10 protein-coding genes are annotated in these 13254 nt (G+C 72.3%); 3 read left to right on the top strand and 7 right to left on the bottom strand.

Annotated features, from left to right (window positions below; all coding sequences use genetic code 11):
- The first annotated feature begins 362 nt into the window (after window positions 1-362).
- On the top strand, window positions 363-2414 hold the full coding sequence (locus tag ACWD3I_RS41005) for a phosphocholine-specific phospholipase C (protein ID WP_365397147.1): 2052 nt from the start codon (window positions 363-365) through the stop codon (window positions 2412-2414).
- A 16-nt stretch (window positions 2415-2430) separates the two neighbouring features.
- On the opposite strand, the gene ACWD3I_RS41000 is transcribed toward ACWD3I_RS41005, so the two are convergent.
- Both ACWD3I_RS41000 and ACWD3I_RS40995 read right to left on the bottom strand, forming a co-directional pair.
- On the bottom strand, window positions 2431-3435 hold the full coding sequence (locus ACWD3I_RS41000) for a DMT family protein (protein WP_365397144.1): 1005 nt from the start codon (window positions 3433-3435) through the stop codon (window positions 2431-2433).
- Window positions 3432-4238, bottom strand: coding sequence for a phosphatase PAP2 family protein (locus ACWD3I_RS40995; RefSeq protein ID WP_365397141.1), 807 nt, complete (start codon window positions 4236-4238; stop codon window positions 3432-3434). Before ACWD3I_RS40995 ends, ACWD3I_RS41000 begins: the two co-directional genes overlap by 4 nt.
- A gap of 224 nt (window positions 4239-4462) precedes the next feature.
- Here ACWD3I_RS40995 and ACWD3I_RS40990 point away from each other — a divergent pair, with 224 nt between their 5' ends.
- Window positions 4463-5077 (top strand): TetR/AcrR family transcriptional regulator, encoded by a 615-nt coding sequence (locus ACWD3I_RS40990; RefSeq protein WP_365397138.1) that lies wholly within the window; start codon window positions 4463-4465, stop codon window positions 5075-5077.
- Window positions 5078-5223: 146 nt separating this feature from the next.
- Here the strand turns inward: ACWD3I_RS40990 and ACWD3I_RS40985 are convergent, their stop codons facing one another.
- Genes ACWD3I_RS40985 through ACWD3I_RS40975 form a run of 3 tightly spaced genes read right to left on the bottom strand, consistent with a single transcriptional unit; the run spans window position 5224 to window position 8660 of the window.
- The gene (locus ACWD3I_RS40985) at window positions 5224-6234 is read right to left on the bottom strand and encodes a DUF2510 domain-containing protein (RefSeq protein WP_365397135.1); all 1011 of its coding nucleotides are present in this window, start codon (window positions 6232-6234) and stop codon (window positions 5224-5226) included.
- 58 nt (window positions 6235-6292) lie between these two features.
- On the bottom strand, window positions 6293-7447 hold the full coding sequence (locus tag ACWD3I_RS40980; protein WP_365397132.1) for an anhydro-N-acetylmuramic acid kinase: 1155 nt from the start codon (window positions 7445-7447) through the stop codon (window positions 6293-6295).
- Between the two features lie 4 nt (window positions 7448-7451).
- Window positions 7452-8660: an MFS transporter gene (locus tag ACWD3I_RS40975; RefSeq protein ID WP_365397129.1), complete on the bottom strand. Its 1209-nt coding sequence runs from the start codon at window positions 8658-8660 to the stop codon at window positions 7452-7454.
- A gap of 245 nt (window positions 8661-8905) precedes the next feature.
- Between ACWD3I_RS40975 and ACWD3I_RS40970 the strand changes: the two genes are divergently transcribed.
- The gene (locus ACWD3I_RS40970) at window positions 8906-11590 is read left to right on the top strand and encodes an ATP-binding protein (protein ID WP_365397126.1); all 2685 of its coding nucleotides are present in this window, start codon (window positions 8906-8908) and stop codon (window positions 11588-11590) included.
- A gap of 81 nt (window positions 11591-11671) precedes the next feature.
- On the opposite strand, the gene ACWD3I_RS40965 is transcribed toward ACWD3I_RS40970, so the two are convergent.
- On the bottom strand, window positions 11672-12463 hold the full coding sequence (locus ACWD3I_RS40965; protein ID WP_365397123.1) for an SDR family NAD(P)-dependent oxidoreductase: 792 nt from the start codon (window positions 12461-12463) through the stop codon (window positions 11672-11674).
- Between the two features lie 64 nt (window positions 12464-12527).
- The coding region (gene pcaC, locus ACWD3I_RS40960; RefSeq protein ID WP_451084320.1) for a 4-carboxymuconolactone decarboxylase at window positions 12528-13254 on the bottom strand (727 nt) is incomplete at its 5' end.

Here is a 13254-nt window from a genome sequence, read left to right as displayed (position 1 = left end):
GTTCCCGTCCCTGTCGGCGAGGCGCCGTCGCCCCGCGTGCCGTGGTTGGACCCAGGTTCGTGAGGCGTGCGGGGGCTCGGCAAGGCGGCTTCTGCCAGGCGGAAGACGTTCCGTGGAAAGGCAGGTCGGACAGGAGGCGGCAAGCGGCTCGGCCGGCCCGGCCCCTCGCGGGGGTGTGGCCGGACGGCGGCACCGCGCCCCGGCTCCGAGACCCCGCCCCGGCACCCCTCCCGTACCGCTGACTTTCACACGAGCGCCACCGGACCCTTCCCTGACGTTTGGTGCCCTTGGAACACTCGCACCGCGCGCATTCCGTCATGTTCCGGCCATCCGCACCCCTGGATGAGAGGCAGTACCCACCCATGCCCGAAGTCAATCGGCGCAGGTTCCTTCAACTCGCGGGCGCCACCTCGGCGTTCACCGCGCTGTCGAGCAGCATCCAGCGCGCCGCCGCGCTCCCGGCGAACCATCGCACGGGGTCGATCGAGGACGTGGAGCACATCGTCGTCCTGATGCAGGAGAACCGCTCCTTCGATCACTACTTCGGCGCGTTGCGGGGCGTTCGCGGCTTCGGCGACCCGCGCCCGGTGAAGCACGAGAACGGCAGGTCGATCTGGCACCAGTCCGACGGCACCAAGGACGTCCTGCCCTTCCACCCGGAAGCCGACGACCTGGGCATGCAGTTCCTGGAGGGTCTGCCGCACGGCTGGGCCGACGGCCAGCAGGCCTACAACGGCGGCAAGTACGACCAGTGGGTGCCGGCGAAGGGCACCACGACGATGGCGTACCTGACCCGTGAGGACATCCCGTTCCACTACGCCCTCGCCGACGCCTTCACCGTCTGCGACGCCTACCACTGCTCGTTCATCGGCTCGACCGACCCGAACCGCTACTACATGTGGACGGGGTACACCGGCAACGACGGCACCGGCGGCGGCCCGGTCCTGGGCAACGACGAGGCCGGCTACGGCTGGACGACCTACCCCGAGCGTCTGGAGCGGGCCGGGGTCTCGTGGAAGATCTACCAGGACATCGGCGACGGCCTGGACGCGGCGGGCTCCTGGGGCTGGATCGCGGACGCCTACCGGGGCAACTACGGCGACAACTCGCTGCTCTACTTCAACAAGTACCGCAACGCCCAGCCCGGCGACCCCTGGTACGACAAGGCCCGCACCGGCACCGACGCCAAGAACGGCGACGGCTACTTCGACCGGCTGAGGGCCGACGTCAAGGCCGGCACGCTGCCCCAGATCTCCTGGATCGCCGCCCCGGAGGCCTTCTCCGAGCACTCCAACTGGCCCTCCAACTACGGCGCCTGGTACATCGCGCAGGTCCTCGACGCCCTCACCTCCAACCCGGAGGTCTGGTCGAAGACGGCCCTGTTCATCACCTTCGACGAGAACGACGGCTTCTTCGACCACGTGGTGCCGCCGCTCCCGCCGCGGTCCGCGGCGCAGGGCAAGTCGACCGTCGACGTCTCGCTCGACCTCTACCCGGGTGACGGCAACCGCCCGGCGGGCCCCTACGGCCTCGGCCCCCGGGTACCGATGCTGGTCGTCTCGCCGTGGAGCAAGGGCGGTTACGTCAACTCCGAGACCCTGGACCACACCTCGATCCTGCGGTTCATGGAGCGCCGCTTCGGCGTCGAGGAGACGAACATCTCGCCCTGGCGCCGGGCCGTCTGCGGCGACCTCACCTCGGCCTTCGACTTCTCCCGCAAGGACAGCCGCCCCGCCGCGCTGCCGGAGACGGACGAGTACGAGCCGCAGGACCGTGAGCGCCACCCCGACTACCGGCCGACGCCGCCGGCCGATCCGGACATGCCCGGGCAGGAACGCGGTCTGCGCCCGTCCCGCCCCCTCAAGTACGCCCCGCACGTGGACGGTTCCGTCGACGCGGCGGCCGGCAAGGTCACGCTGACGTTCGCCTCCGGCGCCAAGGCCGGTGCCGCCTTCCACGTCACCTCCGGCAACCGCACCGACGGCCCGTGGACCTACACCACGGAGGCCGGCAAGACGATCGCGGACACCTGGAACTCGGCGTACTCCGGAGGCTCGTACGACCTGACCGTGCACGGTCCGAACGGCTTCGTGCGCTCCTTCAAGGGTGCGAACAGGACGGCCGGACCCGAGATCACCGCACGGCACACCGGTGACGACGTCGAGCTGACCTTCACCAACAAGGGCGCCGGGACGGCCCGGCTCAGGGTCAGCAGCGGCTACGGCGGTCGAGCCCGCACCCTCACCGTGCGGCCCGGCACCACCGTCAGGCAGTGCGTGGACCTCTCGGCGAGCCGGCGCTGGTACGACCTGACCGTCACGTCCGACACCGACCCGGCGTTCCTGCGGAGGTTCGCCGGGCACGTCGAGAACGGGCGGCCCGGGGTGAGCGACCCGGCGATCATCACCGCCTAGGCCGGAACCGCGCGGGTCAGAGCGGTGTGAGATGCCCCGGGCCGGGCTGCCGGGGCATCAACACCGACTCGGGCGACACCTTCGCGGCTTCCAGTGCCAGGACGGCCGCGACGGGGTGGTCGGCATCGGAGACCATGATGCCCTCGTCGTGCGGCTGATCCGCCGCGACCACGTCGTCGTGGGCCTGATCCACCGCCACCACGTCCGGCGCCACCCGGCTCAGCAGCACCACACCCCACGCCGAGAGGCCCGCCCCGGCCAGTGCGAGGAGGATGCCCGACGCACCGCCCTGGAGGCGCTCGCCCAGCAGTGTCAGTCCGATGACCGCGGCCGCCACCGGATTCGCCAGGGTCACGACCGCCAGCGGAGCGCCGAGGCCGCCCCGGTAGGCGACCTGGGACAGCAGCAGACCGCCCGCCGCGAACGCCGCGACGAGCAGCGCGACGCCGACGACCTGCACGCTCAGCAGGGAGTCCGAGCGGTCGGTCGCGGCCACCGTCACGGTCTGGGTGAGCGCCGAGGCGACCCCGGAGGCGAAGCCGGACGCGGACGCGTGGCGCAGTCCGGGACGGGTGCCCCGGCGCGCCAGCAGGCCGATCACCGCGGCCGTCACACCGGCGACCGCCAGCGCCTCCGGCACGCTGAGCACGTCGTCGGGCGCCGGCCCGGACGCCGTGACGAGGATCGCGGCCAGGCCGATCAGGGTGTACGCGGTACCCCGCCACTCCGTCGCGCCGACCCGCCGCCCGGCGACCCGCGCGCCCATGGGCACCGCGGCGACCAGGGTGAGCGCGCCGAGCGGCTGGACCACGGTCAGCGGGCCGTACTTCAGGGCCACCACGTGCAGCAGCGCGGCGGAGGCGTTGAGGGCGACGGACCACCACCAGGCGCCCGAGCCGAGCAGCCGCAGCATCCCCGAACCGGGGTTTCGGGAGGCCAGCCGCTCCTGGGCGACGGCCGCGCCCGCGTAGGCGACGGCGGAGAACAGGGACAGGACGACGGCGAGGGCGGTGGCGCTCATCGGCCGGCTCCGACCAGGACGTTCTCCTCGACCGGTGCCGGAGTTCCCTGACTTTCCCGGGGCTGCCGCGCGGTCGTCGTCGTGCGCCGCGGCAGGCGGATCACCGCGAGCGCGATGCCGAGCATGGCCGCCGCCACGATCGCGTCGAGCCAGTAGTGGTTCGCGGTTCCGACGATCACCATCAGCGTCAGCAGCGGATGCAGCAGCCACAGCCAGCGCCAGCGCGACCGGGTCGCCACGATCAGTCCGATCGCCACCATCAGGGCCCACCCGAAGTGCAGCGACGGCATCGCCGCGAACTGGTTCGACAGGTGGTCGGTCTGCGGCGGGCCGTACACCGACGGTCCGTACTCGCGCGCGGTGTCCACCAGGCCCGTCGCGGCGAGCATGCGCGGCGGGGCGAGCGGGAAGACGAGGTGCACCACGAGTGCGGCACCGGTGACGGCGGCCAGCACCCGGCGGGCCCAGACGTAGTGCGTCGGCCGACGCAGATAGAGCCAGACCAGGAAGGCCGCGGTGGCCGGGAAATGGATCGTGGCGTAGTAGGTGTTGGCGATGTGCACGAGAGCGTCGCCGTGCAGCAGCAGATTCTGGACGTCGCCCTCGCCGGGCAGGTGGACGGCTCGTTCCAGGTCCCACACGTGGCGGGCGTTGCGGAACGCTTCGCCGGTGTGGCCGGTCGCCAGCTGACGGCCGAACTTGTAGACGAGGAAGAGTCCTGCGACGAGCAGGAGCTCACGGACGAGCGGCGGCCGCGTTATGGCGCGGGTCTCCGCTTCTGCAGGCTCGGTGCGGGCATTCATCCCCCGGCCCCTTCGCTGACGGTGGTGCGGGCTGAGCTTGTGACTCGTCTGGTGCGGCGAACTCATCGCGCTCATCGGTACGGGTGCGTACCGATACGCCAGTGTACCGATACGGTCGCGTACCGGTACACTCACGTATCGATAGACGTACGCCACACTGGAAGCAGCCCCGCACCACCTTGTATGAAGTCGCTCAAGCCCCACTCGAACGAGGAGAAGAGCCGATGACGTCGCAGGCCGCGGACGGACCGGAGACGGTCGCCGCCTCGCGCCGCTCCAAGATCACGCCCGAGCGTGAGCAGGAGTTCTACGACGCCGTGCTCGAACAGGTCCGCGAATGCGGCTATGAGGCCGTGACCATGGAGGGTGTCGCCGCCAGCACCCGGTGCAGCAAGTCCACGCTCTACCGGCAGTGGAAGACCAAGCCGCAGTTCGTGGTGGCCGCGCTGCGGTCCCGGCGCCAGTCGAAGTTCGACGGCATCGATACAGGATCGCTTGCGGACGACTTGCGCGAGGTGGCGCGGGCCGCGGGCCGCTGGTCGAATAGTGACACCAAGCTGCTCCAGGCCCTCGGACACGCCGTCACACAGGACCCGGAGCTGGCGAAGGCGCTGCGGGAGGCGCTCGTCGACCCGGAGATCGCGTCGCTGAAGGAGATCCTCCAACGCGGGGTCGACCGGGGCGAGGTCGCCGCCGGGCATCCGGCGCTGGAGTACATCCCGGCCCAGATGTTCGGCGTGATCCGGGCGCGGCCCATCGTGGACGGGGAGTACGCCGATCCGAGGTACCTGGTCTGCTTCGTGGAGGCCGCGGTGCTGCCCGCACTGGGGCTCACCTGAGACCCAGGCCGCCGTCCACGGGATGACTGGACGGTGACCTGCTCGCGCCGCACCGTGGGGACGGGGGCGGCGCGCACCCCCCGGCCGGGTGGGGTTCCTCTTGAGCGGAGAGGCGCCCCACCCGGCCGACGGGTTTCCCCGGGGTGTCAGACGTCCTGGCCGCTGCCGCCGCCCGTGGACACCTTGATCCCCTTGGTGATCTCGTCGATGACGGACTGCTTCTCGCCGACGTCGACGCCGAAGCGCACGACGACGATCTGCTGCGCGTTCGCGGGGGAGGGGAAGGCCAGCGACTCGACGTAGCCGTCGGCGCCCTTGCTGGTGACCGCCTTCCAGCGGACCAGGTAGCCCTTCTGTCCGGCGACGGTCACGGCCTTGGAGGCCAGCACGTCGTGCGAGGTGATCGAACCATAGGTCTTGCCGCCGTAGGACTGCTCGGCGTTCGCCTCGATGTCCGCCTTGGCGACCTGCTCGGCCGTCGAGCCGGCGGTGCCGAGCAGCGTCGCGGGGGCCGAGTAGGCACCGCCCTTCGTGCAGTTCTGGGAGGTGTCGCCGGGGCACTGGTAGGAGTCGTTCGACGTGACCGACGCACCGGCCTGGATCTGCCGGCCGTACCAGTCGTCCGGGATCGGGATGCTGATCCCGCTGATCGCGTCGGTCACCGAACCGCTCTCGATCTTCGGCGCCTCGGACTGCTCGGGCGAGGGCGAGGCCCCGCCGGAACCGCCGGAGCCACCACCCGGGCCGCCGTTGCCGCCCGGCCCGCCCTGGCCACCCGTGGAGCCGTCCTGGCCCCCGGTGCCGCCCTGCCCGCCGCCCGGCGCCTGCTGCGAGCCGGCGCTGCCGCCGTCCGAGTCGTTGCCGGCCAGCGCCCACACGCCCACACCGATGCTGGCGAGGACCGCGACCGCCACCGCCACGGCTATGCCCGTGCGCAGACCGCGCCGTCCGCCGGCCGGCGGCTGACCGGGATAGGCCGGATACATGGGATACGCCCCCTCGGCGGGCGCCTGCGCCGGGGGACCCCAGAGGGCGGCCGACCCCGCCGGGCGGGTCTGGTCCGTCCATGCCTTGCCGTCCCACCAGCGCTCGGTGGCGGGACCGTCACTTGTCTGCCCGGGATCGGGGTACCACCCGGGAGGAGTCACCTGCGTCATGCCCCCACCGTATGAGGCGTCGGTGAAAGTCGGATGAGAGGGGCGGACCGAATTCCGGTCAACCCAGTACGAGTCGTACAGGTTTCTCCCGCGCGGGCGGCGGCAGGCGCAGTCCGTCCCGGCCGGGAGTCACCGATCCGAGTACGCGCGCGTGCCGGGCGCCGGTGCTCGCGGGCACGGTGCCGGGCAGTCCGTGCACGGTCAGGAATCCCAGGACGGCGAAGGCGTACGCCTCCTTCGCGTCCGACGGCAGCCCCAGCTCGTCGGAGGTACGCAGCGCGATACCCGGCACGGACTCGGCCAGCATGCCCATCAGCGTCGGATTGCGGGTCCCGCCGCCCGAGGCGATCACCTCCGTCGCGTGCACCGCCCGGACCGCGTCGGCCACCGTCCGGGCGGTGAGCGCGGTCAGCGTGGCGACGACGTCCTCGGCCGACAGCGTCCCGAACCCCGCGAGGGCCTCCTGGAGATGTCCGAGGTGGAAGAGCTCCTTGCCGGTCGTCTTCGGCGCCGGCAGCGCGTAGTACGGCTCGGCGATCAGCCGCTCCAGCAGCGCCCCGTGCACCGTCCCGCGAGCGGCCAGCGCCCCGTCGGCGTCGTACGCCAGGCGTCCGCCGCTGAACCCGCGGGCCGCCGCGTCGATCAGCGCGCACCCGGGGCCGGTGTCGAAGGCGGTCCCGTCGGGTGCGGTGAGGTTGGCGATGCCGCCCAGGTTGAGCGCGACCGGTGTGCCGGGGCGGCCGCGCAGCCACAGCAGGTCGACCAGGCTGACCAGCGGGGCGCCCTGCCCGCCGGCGGCGATGTCGCGGGGCCGGAAGTCGGCGACCACGGGCAGTCCGGTCGCCTCGGCGATCCAGGCGGGCTGTCCGATCTGCAACGTGCCGTGCACCCGGCCGCCGGCCGCCCAGTGGTACACCGTCTGCCCGTGCGAGGCGATCAACTCGGCCTGCCCGTCGCACAGTTCACGATCGGCCCGGACGGCCGCCGCCGCGAACGCCTGCCCGATCAGGGTGTCCAGTCGGCACACCTCGGCCATCGATGTCGTCCCCGGCGGAAGAGCCGCCGCGAGCGCCTCGCGCAGTTCGCCGTCGTACGACGTGCTCACCCTTCCCAGCGGTCTCAGGACCAGGCTGTCCCCTGCGAGGTCCAGTTCGGCCGCCGCCGCGTCGATGGCGTCGTACGACGTCCCGGACATCAGACCGATCACCCGCATCCGCTCAACCCGCCTTCCGTCCGGGAGACCTGACCAGTGCCAGCACGCTCACCGCACAGGTCACCGCCGCGTAGTACCCCGGGATGTCCACGTTCCCGGTCCGCTCCACCGTCTTGGTGATGATGAGCCCCGCGCAACCCGAGAACACCGCATTGGACAGGGCGTAGGCGAGTCCCAGGCCCGTGTAGCGCACGGTGGTCGGGAACAGCTCCGCCAGCATCGCCGGACCCGGCCCCGCCATCAGCCCCACCACGGCACCCGCGCCGCACACCGCCACGCCCTTCACGGCGTTCGAAGTCCCGCTGTCCTGAAGGAGGTTGAGCAGCGGCACCGCCAGGACCGCCACCAGCACCGCGCCTGTCAGCATCACCGGACGGCGCCCCACCCGGTCGCTCAGCAGCCCGGCCGGGACGATCGTCGCCGCGAAGCCCAGGTTGGCCAGCACGGTGGCGACCAGCGCCTGTTGGAAGCTCGCGTTCAGTGTGCTCTGCAGATACGAGGGGAGCACGACGAGGAAGGTGTAACCGGCCGCCGCCCACCCCATGATGCGCCCCGCGCCCAGCGCGATGGCACCCGCCACCTGGCGCACCGGCGGACGCTCGACCTCGTGCTCCTCCCGGAACGCGGGCGTCTCGTCCAGCCGCAGCCTCAGCCAGAGCGCCGTGAGCCCCAGCGGCAGCGTCAGCAGGAACGGCAGCCGCCAGCCCCAGTCGCCCAGTTGCCGCTCCGTGAGCACGGTGGCGAGCAGCGCCGCGGCCCCCGCACCGCCCAGCAGTCCCAGCGCCACCGTGAACGACTGCCACGACCCGTACAGCCCGCGTCGCCCCGGCGGCGCGAACTCGGTCATCACCGACACCGCCCCACCGAACTCCCCGCCCGCGGACAGCCCCTGAAGAACCCTCAGAAACGTCAGCAGCCAGGGCGCCAGCGCGCCGACCTGTGCGTACGTCGGCAGCGCGCCGATCAGTGTCGTCGCGCCGGTCATCAGCGCGATCACCAGGATCAGCACCGGACGCCGCCCGACGCGGTCCCCGAGCCGGCCGAACAGGGCCGCGCCGACGGGCCGGAAGAAGAACGCCAGCGCGAACGACGCGTACGCCTTCACCAGCGCCTCGGCCTCGCTGCCGCCCTCCGGGGTGAAGAACCGGGCCGCGATGATCGTGGCGAAGTAGCCGTAGACGCCGAACTCGTACCACTCGATGAAGTTGCCCACCGACCCCGCGACCAGCGCACGGCGGGAGCGACCTGCCTTCCGATCTTGGAAAATGGGCTCCTCCTCCGGTTTTTGACCATCCGTCAAACAGCAAGGGGTGGCAGGTCACAGGCCCGATGCGTCGACTGCCCGAAACCGCTGTCACCCGTCAAGGCAACAGCTGCCCGGACCGCCCTCCACTTAGCCAATCGGACGGCTACGCTCGAGGTCTGTACGTCGTTCGGGCGACTTGGGGAGGTAACGGGATGACGGAGGAAGGGCCCGCATCGGCCGCCTCGGCTTCCCTCTGGGAGCGCGACGAGGAGGTCGCCGCCGTGGAACGGGCGATCGACATCCTTCGCGCGGACCGATCCTCCTCGGGCAGCCTCCTGGTGTTCCGCGGCGAGGCGGGACTCGGCAAGACCGCACTGCTCACCGAGACGCGCCGGATCGCCGAGGCACGCGGCTGCACCGTCTGGTCCGCCCGCGGCGGCGAGACCCTCAGGTCCGTCCCCTTCAACGTGGTGCGCCAACTGCTCCAGCCCGCGCTGGTCTCCCTGATGCCGGAGGAGGCGCGCGAGTACCTCGGCGACTGGTACGACATCGCAGGGCCCGCCCTCGGTGTGACGGACCCCGGCGAGCGCCAGGCCGACCCGCAGGGCGTGTGCGACGGTCTGGTCGCCGCGGTGCGCCGGCTCGCCCGCCGCGACTGGCCGCTCGTCCTCGTGATCGACGACGCGCACTGGGCCGACCAGGAGACCCTGCGCTGGCTCGCCGCGTTCGCCGAGCGCCTCGACGATCTCTCCGTCCTGCTCGTGGTGGCCCGCCGCCCCGGGGACGTCACCGGCGAGAGCGCCCGTCACCTCGACGCCGTCTCCGCCGCCGCGGGCGGCCCGGTCGCCACGCTCAGCGCGCTCACCCCCGACGCCACCGCGGGCCTCACCCGCGCCACCCTCGGCGCGCACGCCGACGCCCCGTTCTGCCGCGAGGTCTGGGCCGTCACCGGCGGCAACCCCTACGAGACCGTCGAACTCCTCGCCAAGGTCCAGGACAGCGAACTCGAACCCGTCGAGGCCCAGGCCTGCGAACTGCGCGCCCTGAACCGCTCCGCGCGCGGCGGCGGCCTCGTCGCCCGCCTGGAGGGACTCGGCATCGAGGCCACCCGGTTCGCCTGGGCGGCGGCCATCCTCGGCACCGGCATCTCCGTCGACCTCGTCGCCAAGCTCGCCACCATGGGCCGTGACGACTCCGTGCGCTGTGCCGAACTCCTGCGCAACGCCCGCATCCTCACCGAACCCGACCCGGCCGTCGTCCCGGCCGACGACGGCGACCTGGAGTTCGTCCACCCGCTCATCGCCACCGCCGTCTACAACTCCATCCCCGACGCCCTGCGCACCGCCATGCACGGCATCGCCGCCCAGGTCGTCGCCGACTCGGGGCTCGGCGCCGCCATGGCCTCCCGCCACCTCCTCCAGGTACACCCGGACGACGACGAGGAACTCGTCGAGCAGCTGCGCGAGGCCGCCCGCGAACACGTCGCCGTCGGCGCCCCGGACGCGGCCCGCCGCTGTCTGGAACGGGCACTGCGGGAACCGCCCCGTCCCGAGACCCACGCGCGCGTGCTCTACGAACTCGGCTGCGCCACCCTGCTGACCGCGCCCGCCACCACCGTCGACCACCTCCAGTCCGCGCTCGCCATGCCCGGCCTGGACGGCGCAGAACGCATCGAAGCCGTCTTCCGCCTCTCCCAGGCCCTGCTCCACAACGACCAGCTGGAGGACGCCGTCCGCACGGTCGAGGCGGAGGCCGCCCGGCTCGGACCCGGGCCCGCACAGCTGCGGCTGCGGGCCGTGCAGTACATGTGGGAGGGCATCCACGCGGGCGAGGCGAGCTCCCCGGGACGCTCCGAGCGGCTCGCCGAACTCGCCGCGACCTGCACCGGGCGCGACAACTCCGAGCGCGCCCTGCTCATCCTGCGCGGCTTCGACGCCATGACCCACGGGGAGAACGCGGAGGTCGTCGTCGAGCTGAGCGACCGCGCCCTCGTCAACGGCCGCCTGGCACCCGGACTCGGCTGGACCGACACCGAGTGGGGCCTCGAGATCCTCATGATGCTCGCCAGCTCCTACACCTACACCGACCGGCTCGACCGCGCCGAGAGCATGTTCACCGAGGCCCTGCGCACCTACGAGTCGGCCGGCTGGAGCGGCGGCCACCTGGCCCTGGCCCACGCCTTCCTCGGCTTCGCGCACCGCCGGCGCGGCCGACTCAGGGAGGCCGAGTCCACGCTGCGCGAGTCCCTGCGCATCGCCGAGCGCGTCGGCCGGGGACTGCCCCTGTACTGGTCGGCGACCTGCAACCTCGTCGACACGCTGCTCGCCCGCGGCCACGTCGACGAGGCCTGGGAGGTCGCCGAACAGTACGGCTTCGCCCCGCCCTACCCGTCCACCATCGTGCTGCCCGACCCGCAATCCGTACGCGGCCGGCTGCTGCTCGCCGTCGGCCGCACCCAGGACGCGGTCAACGAGCTGGAGGCCGCGGAGAAGGCGGCCACCGCCCGCGGCCACCTCAACCCGGTGATGGTCCCCTGGGCGCTCGACCTCGCCCGCGCCCTCGCCACGACTGACCCGGTCCGCTCGGCCCAGCTCGCCTCCGACGCCCGGCGCCGCGCCGAGCGCTTCGGTACGGACACGGCGATCGGGGAGGCCCTGCGGTGCGCTGCCGCGCTGGAGACCGGGCAGCGGGCGGTGCGGTTGCTGTCCCAGGCGGTGACGTATCTGGAGTCCTCGCCGTGTCAGTACGAACACGCGGCCGCGCGGGTGGAGTTCGGGATCGCCGCGAGGTCCGTTGCCGAGATCAATCGAGGGCTGGCGCTTGCGCGGTCCTGTGGGGCGGACGGGCTCGTGGCGCAGGCGCGGGACGTGTTGGAGACGGGGCGGGGATTGCGCTAGAGAGTTCGGCAGCTCCGGTCGTATGGCGGCTGCGGGCCGGATGGGGCTGGTCGCGCAGTTCCCCGCGCCCCTATCGGGTGGCTACGGCGCCAGTAGTTGATCTGTGACCGCCTCCAACCGCTTCTGTACGTCCCTGTCGTACGTCTTCTCGTGTGCCCGCGCCCGGCTCGTCCCGTCGAAGTAGCCGCCCGTCCCCAAGTCCTGTGTGGCCAGGGCGAGGACACCCGGTGCGCCGTCGGCCACCGTGCTCCAGGGCGTGACGCCGCCCTCGCGCACCATCGCCGTGTCCATGAACGTCGCCGGGTGCAGGACGTTCACCGCGATGCCCGTACCGGCCAACTCCTCGGCCAGTGCGAACGTATGGGCCGCCAACGCGAACTTGGCTCGTCGGTACGCCGCGAAGCCGTCGTAGCCGCGCCGGAACTCGATGTCGTCGAAGTCGACGGGGTCCTGGCCGACCGAGCCCACGTTGACGATCCGGGCGGGGGTGTTCGCACGCAGTACCGGGAGCAGGGCGCGGGTCAGGGTCACCGGCGCCAAGTAGTTCACGGCGAGCCGCAGCTCATGGCCGTCGGCGCTCAGTTCGCGCCCCGCGCCCGGCGCGCCCGCTCCGACGCCCGCGTTGTTGATCAGGACGTCCAGGCCGGGACGGGCGCCGGCGACCTGCGCACCCAGCTCCCGTACCGCGGACAGCGAGGCCAGGTCGGCCACGAACGCGTCGGCGTCGCCCTCGGTGCGCAGCTCCCCGACGAGCCGCTCGGTACGGCCCGGATCACGGCCGTGGGCGAGGACGACATGGCCGGAGCGGACCAGCTCGAAGGCGAGGTGGCGGCCGAGTCCGGAGGTGGCGCCGGTGATCAGAATCGTGGACATGCCTCCACGGTAGGCCCGCGGTGGAGGCATGTGCGTGATGCTGTCGAGGCTACGACCCGCAGGGTCACCCTTCTTCTTCCGCCAGCACGCGCTGCGCGGCGGCGAACGCCGAGTTGGCCGCCGGAACCCCGCAGTACACGGCCGTCTGGAGCAGCACCGCGCCGATCTCCTCCGGCGTCAGACCGTTGCGCCGGGCCGCCCGGACATGCATGGCCAGCTCGTCGTAGTGCCCGTGGGCGACCAGCGCGGTCAGTGTGATCATGCTGCGCTCGCGGCGGCTGAGCGTCGGGTCGGTCCAGATCTCGCCCCACGCGTAGCGCGAGATGAAGTCCTGGAACCGGGCGGTGAAGGGCGACTGCCGGGCCTGTGCCCGGTCCACGTGTACGTCGCCGAGCACCTCGCGCCGCACCTCCATGCCCCGTTTGGCGCCGCCGTCGAGGTGTGCGCGCAGCGCGGTCAGTACGGCCTCCGGGCACTGCGCGACGGCCAGATGCGAGGCCCCGGGGATCTCGACGAGCGCGGCGCCCGGGACCGCGTCCGCGATCTCCCGCAGATGCGTCGGTGGGGTCGCGGGATCCTCCCGGCCCGCGACGAGCAGGGTGGGCGCGGAGATCTGCGCCAGCCGCTCCCGGATGTCGAAGGCGGCGAGCGCGTCACAGCAGGCGGCATAGGCCTCGGGGTCGGCGTCCCGGTGGTCCTGGACGAGCCGGGGCACCGTGAAGCCGGACGTGAACCAGCGGGCGTCCGCACTCTCCACGAGCCATTCCATGCCCTCGGCACGGACCCGCGCG

This window comes from Streptomyces sp. NPDC002817 (assembly GCF_053592055.1).
This window is presented reverse-complemented; position numbering and strand designations above follow the sequence as displayed.

Excerpts from the sequence above, each read along its gene's own strand:
- ACWD3I_RS40980 (WP_365397132.1), bottom strand. The coding sequence starts at position 7,447 with ATGCGGGTGATCGGTCTGATGTCCGGGACGTCGTACGACGCCATCGAC.
- ACWD3I_RS41005 (WP_365397147.1), top strand. The coding sequence starts at position 363 with ATGCCCGAAGTCAATCGGCGCAGGTTCCTTCAACTCGCGGGCGCCACC.
- ACWD3I_RS40995 (WP_365397141.1), bottom strand. The coding sequence starts at position 4,238 with ATGAATGCCCGCACCGAGCCTGCAGAAGCGGAGACCCGCGCCATAACG.
- ACWD3I_RS40970 (WP_365397126.1), top strand. The coding sequence starts at position 8,906 with ATGACGGAGGAAGGGCCCGCATCGGCCGCCTCGGCTTCCCTCTGGGAG.
- ACWD3I_RS40990 (WP_365397138.1), top strand. The coding sequence starts at position 4,463 with ATGACGTCGCAGGCCGCGGACGGACCGGAGACGGTCGCCGCCTCGCGC.
- ACWD3I_RS40985 (WP_365397135.1), bottom strand. The coding sequence starts at position 6,234 with ATGACGCAGGTGACTCCTCCCGGGTGGTACCCCGATCCCGGGCAGACA.
- ACWD3I_RS41000 (WP_365397144.1), bottom strand. The coding sequence starts at position 3,435 with ATGAGCGCCACCGCCCTCGCCGTCGTCCTGTCCCTGTTCTCCGCCGTC.
- ACWD3I_RS40965 (WP_365397123.1), bottom strand. The coding sequence starts at position 12,463 with ATGTCCACGATTCTGATCACCGGCGCCACCTCCGGACTCGGCCGCCAC.